At 72.6% G+C, this 23760-nt stretch carries 8 protein-coding genes; 5 read left to right on the forward strand and 3 right to left on the reverse strand.

Translation table 11 applies throughout. The annotated features are described in order from the left end of the window. Window positions 1-26: 26 nt before the first annotated feature. The gene (locus ACFQGL_RS24225) at window positions 27-1406 is read left to right on the forward strand and encodes a lysine N(6)-hydroxylase/L-ornithine N(5)-oxygenase family protein (RefSeq protein ID WP_377514686.1); all 1380 of its coding nucleotides are present in this window, start codon (window positions 27-29) and stop codon (window positions 1404-1406) included. A gap of 61 nt (window positions 1407-1467) precedes the next feature. Here the strand turns inward: ACFQGL_RS24225 and ACFQGL_RS24230 are convergent, their stop codons facing one another. The 3 genes from ACFQGL_RS24230 to ACFQGL_RS24240 are packed head-to-tail and all read right to left on the reverse strand — an operon-like array spanning window position 1468 to window position 4438. Beyond that, complete coding sequence (locus ACFQGL_RS24230) at window positions 1468-2295, reverse strand: ABC transporter ATP-binding protein (protein WP_377514687.1); 828 nt, start codon at window positions 2293-2295, stop codon at window positions 1468-1470. A gap of 2 nt (window positions 2296-2297) precedes the next feature. After that, complete coding sequence (locus ACFQGL_RS24235; protein ID WP_377514689.1) at window positions 2298-3362, reverse strand: FecCD family ABC transporter permease; 1065 nt, start codon at window positions 3360-3362, stop codon at window positions 2298-2300. Next, window positions 3359-4438 carry a FecCD family ABC transporter permease gene (locus ACFQGL_RS24240; protein ID WP_377514690.1) on the reverse strand — a complete coding sequence of 360 codons (1080 nt, stop codon included), beginning with the start codon at window positions 4436-4438 and terminating at the stop codon, window positions 3359-3361. Before ACFQGL_RS24240 ends, ACFQGL_RS24235 begins: the two co-directional genes overlap by 4 nt. 194 nt (window positions 4439-4632) lie before the next feature. Here ACFQGL_RS24240 and ACFQGL_RS24245 point away from each other — a divergent pair, with 194 nt between their 5' ends. From ACFQGL_RS24245 to ACFQGL_RS24260, 4 genes are all read left to right on the forward strand, one after another. Then, a complete protein-coding gene (locus tag ACFQGL_RS24245; RefSeq protein ID WP_377514691.1) occupies window positions 4633-5610 on the forward strand; it encodes an iron-siderophore ABC transporter substrate-binding protein in 978 nt (325 codons plus the stop codon). 60 nt (window positions 5611-5670) lie between these two features. Beyond that, complete coding sequence (locus ACFQGL_RS24250; protein WP_377514693.1) at window positions 5671-22398, forward strand: amino acid adenylation domain-containing protein; 16728 nt, start codon at window positions 5671-5673, stop codon at window positions 22396-22398. Further along, window positions 22395-22610: an MbtH family protein gene (locus tag ACFQGL_RS24255; protein ID WP_377514750.1), complete on the forward strand. Its 216-nt coding sequence runs from the start codon at window positions 22395-22397 to the stop codon at window positions 22608-22610. The genes ACFQGL_RS24250 and ACFQGL_RS24255 overlap by 4 nt, the downstream gene beginning before the upstream one ends. Before the next feature lie 138 nt (window positions 22611-22748). Then, window positions 22749-23759, forward strand: a complete 1011-nt coding sequence (locus tag ACFQGL_RS24260; protein ID WP_377514695.1) for an iron-siderophore ABC transporter substrate-binding protein — start codon at window positions 22749-22751, stop codon at window positions 23757-23759. Window position 23760 lies beyond the last annotated feature (1 nt).

Here is a 23760-nt window from a genome sequence, read left to right on the forward strand (position 1 = left end):
GGCCCGGCCCACGTGATGGGACGCGTATGTCAGAGGAACTTTCCGGTGGTGGCGAGCCGCCAGTCCATGACCTTGTCGGTGTCGGGTTCGGGCCGTCCAATCTGGCCCTGGCGATCGCGATCGCCGAGCACAACGCCGACCTGCGAGGGACGCCCGGCGCCCGGGCGGTGACCGCCGCCTTCGTGGAACGTCAACCGCGGTTCGGTTGGCACCGGGGGATGCTCCTCACGGACGCGACCATGCAGGTCTCCTTTCTCAAGGACCTGGTCACTCTGCGTAATCCCCGGAGTGACTTCAGCTTCCTCAGCTATCTGCAGAGTCGGGACCGGTTGATCGACTTCATCAACCACAAGAACTTCTTCCCGTCCCGGGTCGAATTCCACGACTACCTACAGTGGGCCGCCGAGCGCGTCGATGGTGACGTCGCGTACGGCCACGAGGTGGTCGCGGTGCACCCGGTGATCCGCGCTGGTGAGGTCGCCTACTTCGACGTGGTTGCCCGCGACGTGACCGGCGCCGGCGAGCCGCGCATCTATCGGGCCCGCAATCTCGTGCTGGGCACCGGCCTCGTCCCGCGCCTGCCGGACGGGGTGACTGCCGACGACCGCATCTGGCACACCCGCGACCTGCTGCCCAACGCGGAACGTCTGAAGGAACTGACCCCGTCGCCGTCGCGGATCGTCGTCGTCGGCGCCGGGCAGAGCGCCGCCGAAGCGGTGGACTACCTGCACCGGGAGTTCCCTGGCGCCGAGGTGTGCGCGGTGATCACCCGCTACGGCTACAGCCCGGCCGACGACAGCGCATTCGCCAACCGGGTCTTCGATCCCGCGGCGGTGGACGACTACTTCATGGCATCGCCGCAGGTCAAGCAGATGATCCTCGGCTATCACGGCAACACCAACTACTCCGTCGTCGACCATGACCTCATCGAAGACCTGTATCGCCGTGTCTACCAGGAGAAGGTCCGCGGCGAGGAGCGGCTGCGACTGCTCAACGTGTCGAGGGTGGTGGAGGCGGAGCGCGCGGGGGACCGGATTCGGACGGTCGTCGAATCGATGATCACTGGTGCCCGCACGGCGCTGGACGCCGACGCGGTGGTGTTCGCCACCGGTTACCGGACGCCTGACCCGGCCTGGTTGCTGGGCGATGTCGCCGCCGAGTTCCAGCGCGACGAGGCGGGCCAGGTGATGGTCTCCCGGGACTACCGGATCGAGACCACGCCGCAGGTCCGGGCCGGGGTCTACCTGCAGGGCGGCACCGAACACACCCACGGCATCTCGTCCTCGTTGCTGTCCAACACGTCGATCCGGTCCGCGGAGATCCTCGAATCGATCGTTGAATACCTCGAGTTCACCGCCGAGTCGATGGCCTTCGACTCGCCACCGACGGCCTCGTACGCGCACTGAGAGCGGGTTCCGATCACCGCGCCGGCCACGACCGTGGCCGGCGCGGCTCGGCGTCGGTGGTTCAGTCGGTACGCGGGGCGCTCAGCGGTGCCAGGTGGTGCCGCCCGGCCGGGATGATCAGCGGCGTGCCGCTGATCGGGTCGACGGTGATCTGGCAGTCGATGTCGAACACCTCGGCCACCATCTCGGGGGTGATGACGGCCGCCGGGTCGCCCTGCGCGACGATCCGGCCGGCCTTCATGGCGACCAGGTGATCGGCGTACCGGCAGGCCTGGTTGAGGTCGTGCAGCACCATCACGACGGTCCGGCCGTCCCGCCGGTTGAGGTCCACCACGAGGTCGAGGACGTCGATCTGGTGCGACAGGTCGAGGAACGTGGTCGGCTCGTCCAGCAGCAGGACCGGCGTCTCCTGCGCCACCGCCATCGCGATCCACGCGCGTTGCCGCTGCCCGCCGGAGAGCTCGTCGACCGGACGGTGGGCCAGCTCGGTCATGTCGGTCGCCGCGAGCGCGGTGGTCACCGCGGCTTCGTCCGACGTGGACCACTGACGCCACCAGGTCTGGTGCGGCGAGCGGCCCCGGCTGACCAGATCGGCCACCGTCAGGCCGGCCGGGGTCACCGGGGACTGGGGCAGAATGCCCACCTGGCGAGCCACCTGGCGGGTCGGAAGGCTGTGAATGGCCTCGCCGTCGAGCCGTACGCAGCCCGCGGTCGGGGGCATCAGCCGGGCCAGCGCGCGCAGCAGCGTCGACTTGCCGCAGGCGTTGGGACCGACGATCACGGTGATCCGGCCGGTCGGCAGGTCGAGGTCGAGGCCGTCCACGACGATTCGACCGGGGTACGCCAGCCGTAACCGCTCAGCTCGCAGGTCGGGATGGTGCCCGGTCATCGTCAGCCTCCAGTGCCGGCTCGGTTGGCGCGAGCGAGAAGCCGCAGCAGGAATGCCGCGCCGAGCGCGCCGGTGACGACGCCGACCGGCAGGTCGGCGTCCGGGATGAGGTACCGCGCCAGCAGGTCGCTGGTGAGGACCATGAACGCCCCGGTCAGTGCGGAGGTGACCGGTGGCGGGGTGGCCTGTCCGGCGAGCCGTTGTGCCACCTGCGGCGCGGCGAGGGCGACGAACAGTACGGGCCCGGCGGCTGCGGTGGCGAACGCCACCAGCCCGACGCCGGCCAGGAGCAGACCGAACCGGGCGCGCTGGACCGGGGTGCCGAGGCCCCGAGCCACGTCGTCGCCGAGCGAGAGAGCGCGGCTCCAGACGGTCAGCAGCAACGTCACGGGCAGCAGTACGCCGACCGCCACGGCCAGCGGCAGCACGGTCTCCCAGCCGCGACCGTTGACGCTGCCGACCAGCCAGCCGAAGGCCTCCTGGGCCTCGTGGAGCTTGGCGCGGGTCAGCAGATAGTCCGTGGCGCTCGTGCACATCCAGGAGATGCCGATGCCGATGAGAATGATCCGATACCCGCTGGCCCCGCGCCGCCAGGCGAGCAGATAGATCAACAGGGCCGTGGCGAGCGCGCCGAGCACCCCCAGCGTCGAGCTGCTCAGCCCCGCGCCGGTGCCGAGCACGATTCCGCCGACGACCGCGGTGGTCGCCCCGGCGTTGATCCCGATCATGTCCGGGCTGGCCAACGGGTTTCGGGTGATGGTCTGGAAGATGGCACCGGAGACCGCGAACGCCGCGCCGACGAGCAGACCGGTCAGTGCGCGGGGCAGCCGCAGTTCGCGGACGACGAACGCGGGACCGGGGTCGTCGGAGCCGGCCAGGGCGCGCAGTACGTCCGGCAGGCCGACCGGATAGTCGCCGAGCGCGAGGCCGACGCAGAAGACGACGAACGTCGCGGCGGCCAGTGCGACGCAGACGGCCAGGGTGCGTGGCCGCAGCACGCCGGAGACCGGCGGCACGGCCAGCCGGAACGCTCCCGGCCGGATCGGGGTGACCCGGGTGCTCGTCACAACTCCGCCACTCGTTGACGTCGAACCAGCGCGATGAAGAACGGACCACCGACAAACGCGACCACGATGCCGGCCTGCACCTCCTCGGGTCGGGTGACCACCCGACCCACGATGTCGGCGAACAGCAGCAGACATGGTGCGAGCAGGGCGGTCACCGGCAGCAACCAGCGGTGATCCGGCCCGGTGATCATTCGCGCGACGTGCGGCACGACGAGTCCGATGAAGACGATCGGGCCGGCGATGGCGACCGCCGTGCCGGCCAGCAGGGTGATCGCCAGCACCGCCTGGATCCGGATCGTGCCGAGCCGGCGGCCCAGGGCGATCGCGGTGTCGTCGCCGAGCGCGAGGCTGTTCAGTGCCGGTCCGGCCGCGATCGCGAGCAGCGCGCCGACGGCCAGGAACGGAGACATCCGCCACAGCAGTCCGGGGTCGGCGCCGGTGAGGGAGCCGGCCGACCAGAACCGGAACCGGTCCAACGCCTCGGGATGCCGGAGCACGATCGCGCTCGTACACGACCCCAGCAGGAAGGTGAGCGCGATACCGGCCAGGGCGATCTTCACTGGGGTCGCGCCGCCGTGGCCGAGGCTGCCCAGCAGATGGACGGCGACGGCGCCGGCGAACGCTCCGGCGAAGCCGAACCAGACGTACCCGGTGGCGGAGCTCAGGCCGAGGCCGGCCACCGCGACGACGATGGCGAACGAGGCGCCGGCGCTGACGCCGAGAAGTCCCGGGTCGGCCAGCGGATTGCGGGTGAGGCCCTGCATCAGCGCGCCGGACAGTCCGAGCGCCAGCCCGACCAGGACGGCGCAGAGGGTCCGGGGCAGTCGTACGCCCCAGACGATCGCGTCGACCTGCGGGTTCGTCGCGCGTGCGGTGGCCCGGTCGAAGACGGCCCGGTAGACCTCGTCGAGCGGGACGGCCTTGCTGCCGGCGGCGAGCGAGAGCACACACAGGCACACCAGGAGCGCGGCCGCGGCGATCACCAGAGTCGTCCGCGCCGAGCCCGGCACGGCACGCCGTTGCGGGCTGTTGCCCGGTCCGGTCACGGTTTCGGGCCCCGCAGCAGCTGTCCTCATCCTGCCTCCATGGTGGAGATGCTAGGGGTAGCCCACCGCCGGCCGAGCAGACCGGGGTCCCTTGTTAGTTAGGATAGCCTCACCTATGATGTGGCCGATTGTGTCGCCTCGTCGGAGGGAATCCGTTGCTCACGTCGCCGAGATCCACCGCGCACTCGCGCGCCCACTACCGGAGCCGCTCGACTGTGGCGCGGATGACCGCGGCGCTGGCAGCAGCCGTCCTGGCCCTCACTGGCTGTGGTGGCACGGACACCGCCTCGCCCAATCCGCAACCGAACACCTCCGCGACCACCGGCTTTCCGGTGAGCGTGCAGCACAAGTACGGCACCACCGAGATCGCGGCGGCGCCCACCCGGGTGGTCACCCTCGGGCTGAGCGACCAGGATCCGGTGCTGGCGCTCGGCGTCGTCCCGGTCGGCGCGATCGACTGGTTCCTGGAGCGGCCCTACGGCAAGTGGCCCTGGGCGCAGCCGCTCTGGGCCGGCAAGACCCCGGAGATCGTCGGCGAGCGCGACGAGTACAACCTGGAGAAGGTCGCCGCCCTCAAGCCAGATCTGATCATCGGCCTGTACTCGGGCATGAGCAAGGACCAGTACGACAAGCTCGCCAAGATTGCGCCGACGGTCGCCCAGCCCGTCGGGTTCGACGACTACGCCGCGCCGTGGCAGGACATGACCCGGCTGGCCGGCAAGGCGCTCGGCAAGGAGGCCAAGGCCAACGAGCTGATCGCCGCCATCGACGCCCGGCTGGCCAAACTCGCCGCGGAGCACCCGGACTTCGCCGGTAAGTCCGTCGCCGTGGTCGAGCCGTACGAGCCCGGCAAGTACGCGATCTTCGCGCCCACCGACCCCAAGGTCGTCCTGCTGACGAAGCTCGGCTTCACCGTGCCGAAGGCGATCGTGGACGCGGCCGGTAAGGAGTACGCGGCCGAGATCGGCTCCGAACAGCTCTCCCTCGTCGAGGTGGACAAGCTGGTGTTCCTCACCGCGGACGCCAATACCGAGCCCACCGTCAAGGCCGACAAGGTGTATCAGACGCTCGCGGTCGCCAAGGAGAACCGTGCGGTCTTCCTGCCGTACGAGGAACCGCCGGTCGGCGCCGCGCTGTCGTTCAGCACGGTCCTGAGCATCCCGTACGCGTTGGACCAGCTCGTACCCCTGCTGTCCAAGTAGACGCCCCCCCCAGAACCAGTCCACCGAACCGACTTCGCCACCGAGGGGCGGTACTTCGCTGTGCCCGAAAGTCTTCCGACCAGCGCCAGTGAGCTGGTGCGTACCGACGCCCTCGAGACGCCGTTGGCGACCTGGACCGAACTCTTCTCGGTCCAGGTGCGCCAGCGGCCGCAGGCGGTGGCCGTGGTCTACGAGGACACCGCCCTCACGTACGCGGAACTCGACGAACGGGCCAACCGTCTCGCGCACGCCCTGATCGCCCGGGGCGCGGGGCTGGAACGCGTGGTCGGGCTCTGCCTGCCCCGCTCGGTCGACCTGATCGTGGCCGTGGTGGCGGTACTCAAGACGGGTGGCGCGTACCTGCCGATCGACCCCGAGTACCCCACCGAGCGGATCGGCTACCTGCTCGCCGACGCGGCGCCGATCTGCGTACTCACCACGGTGGAGTTGCGGGCCGTACTGGAGTCGGACGTCGTACCGTCGCCGGTGCTTCTCGATGATCCGGGGTTCGCCGACGAGTTGGCCGCCCGGTCCGCGGCCGAACCCACCGACGTCGAGCGGGGTGGCGCGCTCACCCCGCTCGGCGCGGCCTATGTCATCTACACGTCCGGGTCGACCGGGCGCCCGAAGGGCGTCGTCGTGTCGCACTCCGGCGTCGCGAAACTGCTCGCCACCGCCACCGACCGTCTCGCGGTCGGCCCGCACAGCCGGGTCCTGCAGTTCGCCTCGCCGAGCTTCGACGTGGCGTTCTTCGACCTGTGCCTCGGGCTGCTCACCGGCGGGCGGCTGGTCGTCGTGCCGGCGGACCGTCGGGTGCCGGGCCCGCCCCTGACCGAGTACGCCCACGCCCACGGCGTGACCTTCATGATCCTGCCGCCCGCGCTGCTCGCCGCGCTGCCGGCCGAGTGCGACCTCCCGGCCGGGGCGACCCTGCTGGCCGGCACCGAGCGGGTGTCCGCAGAACTCGTCGCGCGGTGGGCGCCCGGCCGGTCGATGTTCAACGCGTACGGTCCGACCGAGGTGACCGTCAACTCCACCCTTGGCCGGTGCGACCCACAGACCCCGCCCGGCGCCACGGTGCCGATCGGCGTGCCGGACCCGGACACCCGGTGCCACGTCCTCGACGCCACGCTGCGCCCGACCCCGGTCGGCGTGGTCGGCGAGTTGTATCTGGGCGGACCGGGCCTGGCCCGTGGCTATCTGGGCCGCCCGGCGCTCACCGCGGAACGCTTCGTCGCCGATCCCTTCGGCCCTGCCGGCGAACGGCTCTACCGCACCGGCGATCTCGTACGCCAGCGTGAGGACGGGCAGCTCGAGTTCGTCGGCCGCGCCGACAACCAGGTGAAGGTCCGCGGCTACCGGATCGAGCCGGGTGAGATCGAGACGGTGATCGGTCAGCATCCGGCGGTCGCCCAGGTGGCTGTCGTGGCGCGCGAGGACCGGCCCGGCGACGTGCGGCTCGCCGCCTACGTGGTGCCGCGACTGGACGGCCCGTCTCTCGACGTCACCGGCGACGCCGCCGCCGATCAGGTCGGGCAGTGGAAGCAGTTGCACGAACTGCTGTACACCGCCGGCCGTACCGAATCGTTCGCGGAGAACTTCACCGGCTGGAACAGCAGCTACGACGGGCTGCCGATCCCGGCCGAGCAGATGCGCGAGTGGCGCTCGGCCACGGTCGACGCCATCCTCGCCCTGCGCCCGCGCCGGGTGCTGGAGATCGGTGTCGGCAGTGGCCTGCTGCTCAACCGGATCGCGCCGCAGGTCGAGGCGTACTGGGGCACCGATCTGTCCGAGGAGGCCATCCGTACGCTCCGCGGCCAGGTCGCCGGTACGCCCGAACTGGCCGGCACGGTCGAGCTCTCGTCGCGGCCGGCCGACGACGTGCAGGGGCTGCCCACCGGCTTCTTCGACACCGTCGTGATCAACTCGGTGGCGCAGTACTTCCCCGGCGTCGACTACCTGCTCGACGTACTCGCCAAGGCGGTCGGCCTGCTGGCGCCGGGCGGGACCGTCTTCCTCGGCGACGTCCGGCACCTGCGGCTCCTGCCGGCGTTGCGGGCCGGTATCGAGACGCTTCGCCACCCCGACGACGCGGACCCGGCGACCGTCTGGCCGGCGGTACGGCGTGCCGTGCGGTGGGAGGGCGAGCTGCTGGTCGACCCCGACCTGTTCACCGCCTGCCGAGCGGCCCTGCCCGGCGTCGCCGACGTGGAGGTGCGGGTCAAGCGGGGTCGGTTCCACAACGAGCTGAGCCGGTACCGCTACGACGTGGTGCTGCGTACCGAGTCCACCAGCGCCGACGACGAGGCCGCCCCGGTGGACGAGCTGGCGTGGCACACGCTGCCCGGCGGACTGGCCGGGCTGAGCGCGCGCCTGACCGCGGACGCCTCCCGCCCGGTGCGGGTCACCGACCTGCCGAACGCCCGGCTCACCGCCGACGTCGCGGTGCTGCACAGCCTCGATCCCGGCCCGGACACCGCGCCCCACGGGTCGGCCGTTGACCCGGAGGACCTCTACCGGCTCGCCGACGAGCACGGCTGGCAGGCGGCGGTCACCTGGACCGCGGACACCCGCGACGGGCGGTTGGACGTCGTCCTCACCCCGCCCGGAGCGCGGCAGCCGCAGGCCTACCGGGCCGGACGCACCGAACCGGACCCGCACCGGTACGCGAACCGCCCGGCGCCGTTCCGTGACGTCAACGCGCTGATGACCGCGGTGCGTGCGCACGCGCGGAGCTGGCTGCCCGACTACATGGTGCCGTCCGCGTTGGTGCCGCTGGACCGGCTGCCGATGACGACCGCCGGCAAGCTGGACCGGGCCGCGCTGCCGGCCCCCGACTTCGCCGCGCTGACCACCGGCGGTGCCGCCCGCGACGCCCGCGAGGAGGTGCTCTGCGCGCTGTACGCGGAGGTGCTCGGCCTTCCCGAGGTGGGCGTGGACGACGACTTCTTCGCCCTCGGTGGCGACAGCATCGTGTCCATCCAACTGGTGATCCGGGCCCGGCAGGCCGGCCTGACCGTGACTCCGCGGCAGGTGTTCCAGCACCGTACCGTCGCGGCATTGGCCCCGTTCGTCACCACGACGGCGACCGACGTGGTGGACGATCCGAACGCCGGCGTCGGTGACCTGCCGCTGCTGCCGATCATGGCCTGGTTGGACGAGTGCGGTGGCCAGTTCGACGCGTTCAACCAGTGGCTGCTGCTCCGCCTGCCAGCCGGAGCCACCGAGGACGGCCTGGCGCGCACGTTGCGGGCGGTCGTCGACCGGCACGACGTGTTGCGTACCCGCCTCGTCCGGGCCACCGCCGGCACGCCCGGACGGCTCGTGGTCGCGCCGCCCGGCTCGGTCGCGACGGACGGCTGGCTGCACCGGATCGACGCGGCCGGCCTGCCCGAGGGCCGGGTACGCGCGCTGGCGGACGACGCCGCGCGGCAGGCGGGCGGTCGGCTGGCCCCCGAGGGCGGCGTGATGGTGCAGGCGGTCTGGCTGGACACCGGCGCCGGTCGCCCGGGATACCTGGTGCTGGCGGTGCATCACCTGGTCGTCGACGGCGTCTCGTGGCGGATCCTGCTGCCGGACCTCGCCGAGGCGGGTGCCGCCGTCGCCGAGGACCGGCCCGTCGCGCTCGCACCGATCGGCACGCCCCTGCGCCGGTGGGCGGAGATCACCACCGCCGACGCGCAGCGCCCGAACCGGATCGCCGAGCTTGCACACTGGACCGATCAGCTCGTCGGCCCCGACCCGGGGCTCGGGGAGCGTCCGCTCGACCCGGTCGGTGATCTGGCCACCGTGCGGCGGATCACCCTGCGTCTGCCCACCGGTCCCACCGCCAAGCTGCTGAGCAGCGTGCCGGCGGCGTTCCACGCCGGGGTCAACGACGTGCTGCTCACCGCCCTGGCACTGGCGGTCACCGACTGGCGTCGACGCCGTGGCGTCGACACGCCGCCGGTGCTGCTCGCCCTCGAAGGGCACGGCCGCGAGGAGCAGATCCATCCCGAGGTACGCCTGTCCCGCACGCTCGGCTGGTTCACCAGCATCTTCCCGGTACGCCTCGACCTCGGCCAGGCGGACGTCTCCGACGCGTTGGCCGGTGGCCAGGACGCCGGTACGGCCCTGAAGCGGATCAAGGAACAGCTGAACGCGGTACCCGACCACGGCCTCGGGTTCGGCCTGTTGCGCTACCTCAATCCGGAGACCGCTGCCGTCCTGGCGGCACTGCCCACCCCGCAGATCAGCTTCAACTACCTGGGCCGGTTCGCCGTCGCCACCCACCAGGACGCCCCGTGGACGCCGGTTCCCGGTGCCGGCGTGCTGGCCGGCGGGTACGACGCCGAGATGCCGGTGGCGCCGTACACGGTGGAGGTCAACGCCTTCACCGAGGACTACCCGGACGGGCCCCGGCTCGGGGTGACCTGGGCGTACCCCGGCGCCCTGCTGGACGACGCGAGCGTCGCCGAGCTGGCCGAGGGCTGGTTCGCCGCGCTCACCGCGCTGGTCGAGCACACCGCCGCACCGGGCGCCGGCGGACACACCCCGTCGGACTTCCCGCTCGTACCGCTGGAGCAGGACGACGTCGACGAGCTGACCGCCGCGGTGCCGGGCCTCGCCGACGTACTCCCGCTGACCCCGCTCCAGGACGGCTTCTACTTCCACGCCAACACCGGCGACACCGACCAGTACGAGGTGCAGCAACTCGTCACGCTGGACGGGCCGGTGGACGCCGCCGCCCTGCGCCGTGCCGTGCAGGCGGTGCTGGACCGGCACGCCCCGTTGCGGGCCGGCTTCTTCGAACTCGCCGACGGTCGGGTCGTCCAGGTCATCGTGGACGGTGTCGAGGTGCCGTGGCGCGTCGTCGACCTGCCGGCCGACGACGCCTCGGCGATCGAGAAGGAACTCGCCGGGCAACGGGCCGACGGCTTCGACCTCGAAGCGCCGCCCCTGCTGCGCTGTCTGCTCGTACGGCACGCCGAGGACCGGCACACGTTGGTCCTCACCCACCATCACATCGTCACCGACGGCTGGTCGGTGGCGGTCTTCCTGCGTGACCTGCTGGCCGGTTACGCCCCGTACGGTGAACCGCCGCGGCTCGCCGCGGTCACTCCGTACCGCCGGTATCTGGAGTGGTTGGCCGGTCGTGACCGGGGGGCGGCGGGCGATGCCTGGCGGGCGGCGCTGGCCGGCCTCGACGAGCCGACCCTGCTCGCGGAGCCGGCGCGGGGCAGCGCGTCGGTCCGACAGGTCGCCGTCGAGCTGCCGGACGCCGTCGCGGCCGACCTGCCGGCGCGGATCCGGGAACGCGGCCTCACCCTCGGGGCCGCCCTGCACGGCGTCTGGGGTCTGTTGCTCGGCCGGGTGACCGGCCGGCGTGACGTGGTCTTCGGCAGCACCGTCTCCGGCCGGCAGGCCGAGGTCGCCGGGATCGAGTCGATGATCGGCCTGTTCATCAACACCGTGCCGGTCCGGCTGCGCTGGCACCCGGCGGAGCCGCTCGCCGAGGTGCTGACGAGGCTCGCCACCGAGCAGGCCGAGCTGCTCGACCACCAGCACCTCGGGCTTGCCGCGATCCAACGGCTGGCCGGCGCCGGGGAGCTGTTCGACTCACTCGTGGTGCTGGAGAACTGTCCCGACCACACCGGCCTGTCGGCCCCGGACGGTTCGCTGAGCGTCACCGACGTCGCCTTCCGCGAGGCCACCCACTACGCGGTCAGTCTGCTGGTGGCGTCCGGGCCCCGGCTGGGGCTCACCATCGAGTACGACGAGGCACGGGTCGCACCGGCCCTCGTGGAGCAACTACGCACCGGACTCGCCCGGCTGCTCGCCGCGTTCGTCGACGCGCCCGCCGCCGCGGTGGGCCGGATCGCCCTGCGTGCGGCGACCGTGCCCGCGCTCGTCGGGCCGCGACTGGACGACCCGCGGACCACCCTGCCCGCGGCGATCGCGGCGCAGGCCGTACGGACCCCCGAGGCGATCGCCGTGCTGGCCGGCGAGCGCACCCTGACCTACCGCGAACTGGACGACCGGGCCGCCGAGCTGGCTGCCCGGCTGGTCGCGCAGGGCGCCGGACCCGAGCGGATCGTGGCCGTGGCCGTGCCACGTCGGGCGGAACTGGTCGTCGCGCTGACCGGCGTTTTGAGGTCCGGCGCGGCGTACCTGCCGTTCGACCCGACGCACCCGGTCGAGCGGCTCGCCGCGGTGCTCGCCGACTCCGGGGCGCGCATCGTGGTGACCACCGCCGAACTGGTCGCCCGTCTGCCCCGCATCGAGGGCCTGTCGTACGTGCTGGTCGGGGACCGGCCGGTCGGTCCCGCGCCGACGCCCGCGCCGGTCGGTGCGGCACCCGAGCACGCCGCGTACCTGATCTACACCTCCGGCTCGACCGGCCGGCCGAAGGGTGTCCTGGTCAGCCACCGGGCGATCGTCAACCAGCTGGAGTGGTCGCAGCGGCAGTTCCGGCTCGACGCCGACGACCGGATGCTCCAGCTCGCCCCGGTGGGCTTCGACACCTCGGTCTGGGAGATCTTCTGGCCGCTGTACGCCGGGGCGGCCGTGGTCCTCCCGCCGCCGGACGCCGCTCAGGATCCCGCCGACCTGGCCGCGCTGGTGCGGCGGCACCGGGTCACCGCCATCACGCTGGTGCCGTCCCTGGTGTCCGCCTTCCTGCTCTCCGACCAGGTACGCGCCGACCAGGGCTGGGCGGCCACCCTGCGCTGGGTGTCCTGCGGTGGCGAGGCGCTCCCCGGTGACCTCGCACAGCGGTGGTACGCGGCGACCGGCACCCGGCTGGACAACTTCTACGGCCCGACGGAGGCCGCCGTGCAGGTCACCTGGTGGCCCAACGACGGCGCACACGGCACCGCCGTGCCGATCGGCGGCCCGGTCGGCAACACCCGCCTCCATGTTCTCGACGACTGCCTGCACCCGGTGCCGGTGGACGTTCCCGGCGAGTTGTACGTCGCCGGTGCTCAGTTGGCCCGCGCCTACCACGGCCTGCCCGCCCAGACCGCGCAGCGGTTCGTCGCCGATCCGTTCGGCGCTCCGGGGGAGCGGATGTACCGCACCGGCGACCTGGTACGGCGAAACTCCGACGGCACGCTGACGTACGTCGGCCGCGCCGACGACGAGATCAAGGTGCGCGGCACCCGGATCGACCCGGCCGAGATCGAGTCCTGGTTGGCCGCGCAGCCCGGCATCGCCCAGGCCGCCGTCGCGGCCCAGTCCACCGGCGCGGGCGCGACCCGGCTGGTCGGCTGTGTCGTGCCGGCACCCGGTGCGCCGCGACCCGACGGCGCGGCTCTGGTCGCCGCGGCCGGTGCCGCCCTGCCGGCTGCCCTGGTGCCGTCGGCCGTGGTCGTCCTCGACGCGCTGCCACTCACGCCGAACGGCAAGATCGACCGTGCCGCGGTCGCCGCCCTGCCGACCGGCACCGGCGGTCGTGCCGCCGCCGAGAGCGTTCCGGCTGACGTACCGGTGGTCGACGGCCAGGAGAAGACGCTCATCGACGTCTTCGCCGCCGTCCTCGGACTGTCCGAGGTGGATCCGGACGGCGACTTCTTCGCCCTCGGCGGGGACAGCATCCTCTCCATCGCCGTCTCCAGCCGGGCTCGCCGCCTCGGCCTGCCCATCGGCCCGCGCGAGGTGCTCACCCTGCGGACGCCCAGGGCGCTGGCGGCACACGCCCGGACGACCGCCCCCGCCGTGCCGGTGCCGGACGACACCACCCGGTCCGACGGGGTGGGCGACGTGCCGCTGCTGCCGATCGTGCACTGGTTGCGGGACACCGGGGCGCCCATCGAGCGGTTCACCCTGCCCGTACTCCTGACGATGCCCGCGTCGGTCGACCTGTCCGGCCTGACCAGGGTTCTCCAGGCCGTCCTGGACCGGCACGACGGGCTGCGGTTGCGGCTGCGTCGCATCGCGTCGGTGCTGTGGTCCCTCGAGACCGCGCCGGTGGGCGTCGTCGACGCGGGCGACCTGATCCACCGCGTCGACGTGTCGTCGGTACCCCAGCAGGGGCTCGCGGAGGTGATCGCCGCGGAGGCGGCCGCCGCCACCGACCGGCTCGACCCCGACGGCGGCCTGATGCTGCAGGCCGTCTGGTTCGACGCCGGCGATCTTCCGGGCCGGCTGCTGCTCGTGGCCCACCACCTCGCGGTGGACGGCGTGTCCTGGCGGACCCTCCTGGAGGACCTCGCCTCGGCCGCCGCCGGGACGCCGCTGCCCGCCGTGGGCACGTCGCTGCGGCGGTACGCCCAGGCCGTGCAGGCCCAGGCCCAGGCGCCGCAACGGTTGGCCGAACTCGAACACTGGATCCAGGTGCTCGCTCCGGGCGCGGAGCTGCTGCCCGGCACGGTGCCCGCACCCGCGACCGGGGCCCGGCGGCACACCAGCCGGTTGAGCGCCACCGAGACCCGTACCCTGCTCACCGCCGTGCCCACCGCACTGCGTGCCGAGATCACCGACGTGCTGCTCGCGGCGCTGCACCGCAGTGTCACCGGGTGGCGCGGCGCGACCGGCCGCGATGCCGGCGCGGACCTGCTGGTGGAGGTCGAACGGCACGGCCGGGAAGAGATCGAGCCCGGCTTGGACCTCGCCCGTACGGTCGGCTGGTTCACCGCCGTGCAGCCGGTCCGGCTCGACGGCGACGGCGACAACCTGTTCGCTCTCGTCGCCCAGACCGGCGCGCGCCTGCGTGCCGCGTCGGACGGTGGCCTCGGGTACGGCATGCTGCGCCACCTGAACGCACAGACCGCGCCGATCCTGGCCCGGCTCGCCGCACCCCAGGTGCTGTTCAACTACTACGGTCGGTTCCCCGCCGGGACCGGCGAGCCGTGGACGCCGGCCGCCGAGGAACTGGTCACCGAGGTCAACGGTGGACTGGCGCTGGCACACCTGCTCCAGGTCGACGTCGTGTGCGCCGAGACCGACCGTGGCCCGGAGTTGGTCGCGACCTGGACTTGGGCGGACGGGCACCTCACCGAGGACGACGTCACCCGCTTCGCGGACGGCTGGGCCGCGGCACTGCGCGAGCTGGCGGACGTCACCGGCTCGACGACCAGCTCCACTCTGCTCGCCCTTTCGCCGGACGAGATCGCCCACGTCGGGGATCTCAGTCCCGCACCGGTCGGCGACATCTGGCCGCTGTCGCCGTTGCAGGAGGGCCTGTACTTCCACGCGAGTTACGACGCCGGCGCGCTCGACGTCTACACCGGGCAGGACGCCTTCGATCTGGCGTACCGGGTCGACGTCGAGCGGTTGCGCCGTGCCGGTGCCGCGCTGCTGGCCCGCAACGACGGGATGCGGGCCGGGTTCACCAGCGACGGACTGAGCCAGCCGGTGCAGTTCGTCCCGGACGGTCTCGCGCTCAGAGTGGACGAGGTCGACCTGAGCGACCTCGGCGAGGCGGAGTGCGCCGCGGCGGTGGCCGAGGTGCTGGCCGCCGACCGGGGCCGCCAGTTCGACCTGGCGAACCCGCCGCTGTGCCGGCTCACCCTGATCCGGCTGCCCGGCGGCCGGGACCGGCTGGTGGTCAGCCACCACCTGATCCTCTGGGACGGCTGGTCCGAGGAACTCTTCGTCGAGCAGTTGTTCACGCTCTACGAGCGCGACGGCGACGGCACGGACCTGCCGCCCGCCGGCTCGTACCGGGATCACCTGGCCTGGCTCGGTGGGCAGGACACCGGATCGGCGATCGAGCACTGGCGGGAGGCGCTGGCCGGGCTCACCGAGCCGACCATGCTCGGGCCGGCCGACCGGAGCCTCGCGCCCGCACTGCCCGAGCGTCACGTCGTCGAGTTGCCGGCGGCGCTCGGCGACCGGCTGCGGGACGTGGCCCGACGGCACGGCCTCACCCTCAACACGGTGTTCAGCGCGGCCTGGGGTCTGGTGCTCGGTGGCTTCGCCGGGCGCGGCGACGTCGTCTTCGGGATGACCGTCGCGGGCCGACACGGGGACGTACCCCTGGTCGACAGCATCATCGGGCTGTTCCTCAACACCGTGCCGATCCGGGTGACGCCGGATCCGCGCGAGTCCGTGCTCGACCTGCTGCTGCGCGTGCAGGAACAGCGGATCACCCTGATGGAGTTCGACCACCTCGGACTCGCCACCATCCAGCAGGCGGCCGGGCACACCCAGCTCTTCGACACCCTGTACGTGATGCAGAACTTCGTCGACGAGACCGAGTCGGCGGACCTGCGACGTCGGCACGGCATCGTGGCCGTGGACGGCGTGGACGCCACCCACTACCCGCTGACTCTCGTCATCACCCCCGGCAACCGGTTCCGGGTGGCGCTCGACCACCGGCCGGAGGTCGTCGACGGACCGGCCGCCCGGGCCCTGCTGGAACGCCTCGCCGGCACCCTCGATCGGATGGCGACGAGCCCGGACCGACCGGTCGGCACGCTCGGCCTGCTCACCAGCCACGAGTGGGACACGCTGCACGAGGACTGGAACCGCACCCGGCACCCGGTCGGCACCGACACCGTCGCCGACCTGCTCGCCGACCAGGCAGCCCGCACACCCGAAGCGGTGGCGCTGGTCGCGGGGACCCAGCAGCTGACGTACGCGCAGCTCGACGAGCGGGTCAACCGCCTCGCACGGCTGCTGCTGGCCCGGGGCGCCGGGCCGGAGACCGTCGTGGCGCTGGCGTTGCCCCGGACCCTGGACATGGTGGCCGCCCTGTTCGCGGTGCTGCGTACGGGCGCGGCGTACCTGCCACTGGAGTTGGACCTGCCGGCCGAACGGCTCGCACTGCTGCTCGCCGACACCGAGCCGCTGTGCGTGCTCACCGTCGCGTCGGTCACTCCGTTGCTGCCGCCGTCGGCCGCTCCGCCGGTGGTGCTGGACGCCCCGGCGGTGCTCGCCGAACTCGACGCGCTCACCGACGGGCCGCTCGCCGACAGCGAGACGCCGACGTTCCGGCGCGGCGATCGGCGTCGTCTCGACCACCCGGCGTACATCATCTACACGTCCGGGTCGACCGGACGGCCCAAGGGCGTGGTCACCCCGTACCGAGGGCTGACCAACATGCAGCTCAACCACCGCGAGGCGATCTTCGGCCCGGTGGTGGCGGCGGCCGGACGGCGGCTGCGCATCGCCCACACCGTCTCGTTCGCCTTCGACATGTCCTGGGAGGAACTGCTCTGGCTCGTCGAGGGCCACGAGGTGCACGTCTGTGACGAGCAACTGCGTCGCGACGCGTCGGCGTTGGTCGCGTACTGCGACGCCCACCGGATCGACGTGGTCAACGTGACCCCGACGTACGCCCACCACCTGATCGAGCAGGGACTGCTCGCTCAGGGACCGGGGCGGCACCGGCCGCCGCTGGTGCTGCTCGGTGGCGAGGCCGTGCCCGAGCAGGTCTGGAGCAGGCTGCGCGACACCGACGGCGTGACCGGCTACAACCTGTACGGCCCGACCGAGTACACGATCAACACGCTTGGTGGCGGGACCGAGGACAGCGCCACCCCGACGGTCGGCACGGCCATCTGGAACACCCGCGCGTACATCCTCGACGAGTTCCTGCGCCCGGCGGTCCCGGGTGCGCCGGGAGAGCTGTACATCGCCGGGATCGGGCTGGCCCGCGGTTACCACCGGCAGACCGGGCTGACCGCCGAGCGGTTCGTCGCCGACCCGTACGGCGAGCCGGGGGAGCGGATGTACCGGACCGGTGACCTGGTCCGGCGACGTCCGGACGGCAATCTGGACTTCCTCGGCCGTACCGACGACCAGGTGAAGATCCGCGGCTACCGGGTGGAGCTGGGTGAGGTGGAGACCGCGATCAGCGGACATCCGCTGGTCGCCCACGCCGCCGTGGTGACCGACGACGCGGCGGCCGACGGGGTGAAGCGCCTGGCCGGATTCCTGGTACGCGGCCCGCAATGGGTCGAGGCGGATGATGACGGCGTGCTGCGTCAGGTGCGCGCGTACCTCAAGGAGCGCCTGCCGGACTACATGGTGCCGGCCGCCCTGGTCGCGGTGGACCGGCTGCCGTTGACCGTCAACGGCAAGCTCGACGTCCGGGCGCTGCCGGCCGTGACCGTGCAGACCTCGGCGGCCAGCCGGCCACCCGAGACGCCCGCGCAGGCGGCGCTCTGCGAGATCTACGCCGAGCTGCTGGGCCTGCCGGGAGTCGGCGTCGACGACAGCTTCTTCGACCTCGGCGGGCACTCGCTGCTGGCGATCCGCCTGGTCAGCCGGGCACGGACGGCGCTCGGCGCGGAACTGTCCATCCGTGACCTCTTCGAGGCCCCGACCGTGGCCGAGCTCGCCGCCCGGATCGACCGGACGCCGGACGGCGCCACGCCCCGGCCGCCACTGCGACCCGCCGAACGGCCGGCGCGGCTGCCCCTGTCGTTCGCGCAGCGTCGCCTCTGGGTGCTCGACCAGATGCAGGGGCCGTCGGCCGCCTACAACTTCCCCCTGACCCTGCGGCTGCGCGGCCCGCTGGACGTCGGCGTCCTGCACGACGCGCTGCACGCGGTGGTCGGGCGGCACGAGGCTCTGCGTACCGTCATCGACTCGGTGGACGGCGAGCCGTACCAGCGGGTCCTGCCCGTGCGGCGGGCCCGTCCGCCGCTGGACGTGGTGGACGGCGCCGACGTGCCCGGCGCGGTGGCGACGGCGGCGGCCCGCCCGTTCGACCTGACCGCCGACCTGCCGCTGCGGGCCACCGTCGTCCGGGCGGGGCCGGACGAGCACGTCCTCGTCCTGCTCCTGCACCACATCGTCACCGACGAGTGGTCGGACGGGCCGTTCCTCGCCGACCTCTCGGCCGCCTACGCGGCGTTGCTGGCCGGCCGCGAGCCGCGGTGGACGCCGCTGCCTGTCCAGTACGCCGACTACGCCCTGTGGCAACGCGAGCTTCTCGGCGAACCGGACCAGCCGACCGACCTCGCCGCCGAGCAGTACGCCTTCTGGCGAACCACCCTGGACGGGGCACCCGAGGAACTGTCCCTCCCGCTCGACCGGCCCCGGCCGGCCGAGGTGGGCGCGGACGGCGACGAGGTGACCGTCGACCTGCCCCCCGCCGTCGTCCGCGGGTTGCGCCGACTCGCGGCCGACGCCGGCGCCAGCCCGTTCATGGTCGTGCACGCGCTGACCGCCGCACTGCTGCACCGGGTGGGTGCGGGTGACGACATCCCCCTCGGCGCGCCGATCGCCGGGCGCACCGAGGAGGCACTGCACGATCTCGTCGGTTTCTTCGTGAACACGCTGGTGCTGCGTACCGACCTGACCGGCGAGCCGAGCTTCGTCGAGCTGCTGGCCCGGGTCCGGGACCACGACCTCGCCGCGTTCTCCCACCAGGACGTGCCGTTCGAGGCGGTCGTGGAGGTGGTCAACCCGGCCCGGTCGCTGTCCCGGCACCCGCTGTTCCAGGTGATGGTCGTGCACCGCAACCACGTGTCCGACGCGTTCACGCTGGACGGGCTCGACGTCGAGGACGAGCCCCTGGCCTCCGGTACGGCCCGCTTCGATCTCGTGGTCGAGCTGGCCGAGCAGGGCGGCGACGCCATGTCGTGCCGGCTCACGTACCGGACCGAGCTGTTCGACCCCTCGACCGTGCGGCTGCTGGCCCGCCGACTCGTGGCGCTCGCCGCCGCCGCGGTCGCCGACCCGACCGCACCGGTGGGCGGGCTCGACGTCCTGGTCGACGACGAACGGGAACGCGTACTGCGTGGGTTCAACGCGACGTCCCGCCCGGTCGCCGAACTGACGCTGCCCGCGGCCTTCGCCGCACGGGTCGCCGAGAGCCCGGACGCGATCGCCGTGGTCGACGGCGACCGTGCGATCAGCTACGCCGAACTCGCCGACCGTGCCCGGCGGCTGGCCCGCAGGCTGGCCGCCCAGGGGGTACGCCCGGAGGACGTGGTCGCCGTGGCGACGCCCCGGTCGCTCGAGACCATCGTGGCCGTGCTCAGCGTGCTCGAGCTCGGCGCCGCGTTCCTGCCGCTCGACCTGGAACACCCGTCCGACCGGCTGGCGTTCATGCTGACCGACTCGCGGACGCGGCACGTGCTCACCACGACCGCGGTCGCCGGCAAGCTACCCGAGGTCGACGGTGTCGCCCGGGTGTTGGTCGACGTCGACGATCCGGTGCCGAACGGGTGGACCGGCCCGCTGCCGGAGCCGCCGGACGGGCTCGACCACGCCGCGTACGTCATCTACACCTCCGGCTCCACCGGCCGGCCCAAGGGCGTCACCGTCACGCACGAGGGGATCGGCAGCCTGGTCGCCACCGCCGTCGACCCGATGGGGGTGACCGCGCGGAGCGGGATCCTGCAGTTCGCCTCGATCGGCTTCGACGTGTTCGCGTTCGAGCTGGCGATGGCGTTGTGCACCGGGGCGCGGCTGGTGATCGCGCCGGACGAGGCACGGACGCCCGGACCAGCGCTGACGCGGCTGTTGACCACGTACGCGGTCAGTCACGCGATTCTGCCGCCGTCGCTGGTGGCCGCGCTCCCGCCGGGCTGCGAACTGCCGGCCGGGCTCACCGTCCTGGTCGGCACCGAGCAGGTGCCGCCCGAGGTGATCTCCCGGTGGGCGGCGACGTTGCGCCTCTTCGTCGCGTACGGCCTCACCGAGGCGACGGTGAACTCGACCCTCTGGCGGGCCGAGGCGGGCTGGTCGGGTGCGGTGCCGATCGGCCGGCCGGACCCGAACACCGTGGCGTACGTCCTGGACCGTCACCTGCGCCCGGTACCGCCCGGCGCGGTCGGTGAGCTGTACATCGCCGGCCGGGGGCTGGCCCGCGGTTACCTCGGCCGCCCGGCCCTGACCGCCCAACGGTTCGTCGCCGACCCGTACGGCCCTGCGGGCGCCCGGATGTACCGGACCGGCGACCGGGCCCGGTGGCGTGCCGACGGCCTGCTCGACTTCCTCGGCCGGGTCGACGACCAGGTGAAGATCCGCGGCCACCGGATCGAACCCGCCGAGGTCGAGATGGCGCTGACCGCCCATCCGGACGTGGCGCAGGCGGTCGTCGTCGTCGACGGTTCCGGGGACGCCACACGGCTCGTCGGGTACGTCGTCGCCGCGACCGGCACGGTCGATCCCACCGCCGTGCGGGACGACCTGACCGCCCGGCTGCCCAGCTACCTGGTGCCGGCGCTGATCGTGGCCGTCGACGGCGCGTTGCCGCGCACCCCGAACGGCAAGGTGGACCGCCGGGCCCTGCCCGCGCCGGACTGGACGGCGCTGGTCGGCGACGCTGCGCCGGTCACCGATGTGCAGGCCCGCCTGGCGGACCTGTTCGCCGACATCCTCGGGTTGCCCCGGGTCGGCGTGGACGACAACTTCTTCGCCCTCGGCGGGCACTCGATGTCGTGCATGCGGCTGGTCGGCCGGGTGCGGTCCGCGTTCGGCGCCGAACTGGCGGTGCGGGACGTGTTCAACACGCCGACCGTGGCCGGGCTGGCCCGGCTGGTCGACCGGAGGGACGACAACAGCACGGCGCCGGCGCTGGTGGCCCGCCAGCCGGACGACGATCCGGACGGCCGGGCCGCGCCGGTGCAGCGGCACCTGTGGCAGGCGCACGAGGCCGCCGCGCCGCACGGTGGGTGGGACCTCGCCTTCGCGTTCCACGGCACCGACCTGGACGGCGACGCGTTCGCGGCGGCCCTCGACGACGTGGTCGACCGGCATGTCCCGTTGCGTACCGGCTACCGCTGGTCCGATGGCGATCTGTCCAGCACCGAGGTCGACCGGCCGGTGCTGGAGCGCCTCGATCCGACCGCCGAGCCGCTCGACGCCCGGCTCGACGCCCTCGGCCGGGAACCGGTCGACCTGACCGGTCGGGCGCCACTGCGGGCCCGACTCCTCACCGACGGCACCGGCACCGCGGCGGTACTGCTCACGCTCCACCACCTCGCGGTGGACGAGTGGTCCGTGGTGCCGCTGATCCGCGACCTCGCCGAGGCGTACGAGGCCCGATGCTCCGGCCGGGCCCCGAAGTGGACACCGTTGCCGGTCGACTACGCCGACTACGCGCGATGGGCGTACGCGCTGCTGGGTGACCCGGCGGACCCCGCCAGCCGGTACGCCCGCCAGCTCGACCAGTGGCGCTCGTCCCTGGCCGGGATGCCGAGCCGGCTGGAACTGCCCGGTGTACGGCCGCAGCCCGCCGCCGCCCGCACCAATCGGAGCGGTCTGGTGTCGGTCGTGCTCGACGTGGCGGTGCACCGCGCGGTGGACGAGCTGGCCCGGCGTACCGGCACCAGCATGTTCATGGTCATGCACGCCGCGCTGGCGGCGTTGCTGACCGGCCGGGGAGCGGGCACGGACCTGCCGATCGGCGCGCTGGTCGCCGGCCGGACCGAGCCGGTCCTCGCCGATCTGGTGGGTTGTTTCCTCAACACCGTGGTGTTGCGCACCGACACCGCCGGCGACCCGACCTTCGCCGAACTGCTGGCCCGGGTCCGGGAGACCGATCTCGGCGCGCTGGACCGGCAGGACCTGCCGTTCGACGCGCTGCTGACGGCCGTCGACGGGCTGACGTCGCCGCAGGTGATGATCGTGCACCACGAGGAGGCCCGGCTCGCCCAGGTCGGCGGTGACGGCGTACGGATCGAGTCGGTGAACACCGGCGCTGTCCGCGCCGATCTGACGCTGAGCTTCTATGAGCCGCTCGACGACCGCCCGGTGCACTGCGACCTGGAGTACGCCGCCGATCTGTTCGACGACGCGACCGCCGCCGATCTCGGCGAGCGGTTTCGCCGGCTGTTGACGACTGCCGTGGCCGACCCCGACCGACGCCTGTCCGACCTGCACGACGATGACGAGAGGACGATCTGATGACCAACCCCTTCGAGGATCCGGACGGCCGGTACACGGTTCTGGTCAACGACGAGGACCAGCACTCGCTGTGGCCGTCGTTCGTCGACGTGCCGGCCGGCTGGACCGTCGTGTTCGGTGAGGACTCGCGTGCCGCGTGCCTGGACTACGTCGAGCGCACCTGGACCGACCTGCGGCCCCGCAGCCTCCAGGACAAGATGGCCGCGGGCTGACCGCGCGGTGTTGGACGCCGGCCACCGGCGCCGGCCGGCGTCCACGCGGTCAAGTGTGACGTTCTCCGCACCAGCTTGATGATCAGGTAGGGGATCTAGTTAGGTAAGGCAACCCTTACTTGAGCCATGGAGTACGTCATGCGTTTTGTTCCCTCCCGAGGCCGCCGGTTGCTGCTCGCCGCCGTCGCCACCGTCATGACCCTGAGCGCGTGCTCGACGACCGGTACGCAGGACGACGGCGCGAACGCCGCCGCGTCGGCCGCTGCCGGTGGCCAGTTCCCGGTCACCGTCACCACCGCGTTCGGTGACATCACCATCCCCCAGCAGCCGAAGCGGGTCGTCACCCTGGGCTGGAGCGACGCCGAGGTCGCGCTCGCTCTCGGCGTGCAGCCGGTGGGCGACGCCGACTGGATGGCCTTCGGCGGTGACGGCCAGGGCGCCTGGAACCAGGGCCGGTACACGACCCCGCCGCAGAAGGTCGGCACCCTGGAGGTCGACATGGAGAAGGTCGCCGCGCTCAAGCCCGACCTGATCCTCGACACCCGCTCCAGCGGCGACAAGACGCGCTACGACCAACTCGCCGGGCTGGGCGTGCCGGTCGTCGACATCCCGGTCGGCGCCCAGGCCTACCGCACCACCTGGGAGCAGCAACTCGACCTGGTCAGCAAGGCGCTGGGCAAGACGGCCGAGGCTGCCAAGCTCAAGGCCGACCTGGATGCGCAGTTCGCGTCCGTGGCCGCCGCGAACCCGAACTTCAAGGGCAAGACCGTGAGCGCCGGAGTGAAGACCAGCCGGGGCTGGGGCGCCTACGTGAGCGGTGACGGCCGGGTCGACTTCCTCCAGAAGCTCGGCTTCCAGGACGCCCCGGCGATCGAGCAGCTCAAGGGCGACAGCTTCTCCGTCCAGCTCTCGCAGGAGCAGGTGGGCAAGTTGGACGCCGACCTCACCACGATCTTCATGATCGGTGTCACCGCCGACGAGGTGAAGAGCGACAAACTGCTGCAGGCCGTTCCGTCGGTGAAGGCCGGCCACGTGGTCTACCTGGACGACAAGTCCATCTCCACCGCCTTCTCCAGCAACTCGGTCCTGGGCCTGAAGTACGCCCTGGACAAGGTTCCGCCGCTGATCGCCACCGCCCTGAACGGCTGAA

Source organism: Micromonospora vulcania, assembly GCF_042658605.1.
Classification (GTDB): Bacteria; Actinomycetota; Actinomycetes; order Mycobacteriales; family Micromonosporaceae; genus Micromonospora; species Micromonospora vulcania.

Coding starts and splice junctions, on each gene's coding strand:
- ACFQGL_RS24225 (WP_377514686.1), top strand. CDS start 27: ATGTCAGAGGAACTTTCCGGTGGTGGCGAGCCGCCAGTCCATGACCTT.
- ACFQGL_RS24245 (WP_377514691.1), top strand. CDS start 4,633: ATGACCGCGGCGCTGGCAGCAGCCGTCCTGGCCCTCACTGGCTGTGGT.
- ACFQGL_RS24240 (WP_377514690.1), bottom strand. CDS start 4,438: ATGAGGACAGCTGCTGCGGGGCCCGAAACCGTGACCGGACCGGGCAAC.
- ACFQGL_RS24230 (WP_377514687.1), bottom strand. CDS start 2,295: ATGACCGGGCACCATCCCGACCTGCGAGCTGAGCGGTTACGGCTGGCG.
- ACFQGL_RS24260 (WP_377514695.1), top strand. CDS start 22,749: ATGCGTTTTGTTCCCTCCCGAGGCCGCCGGTTGCTGCTCGCCGCCGTC.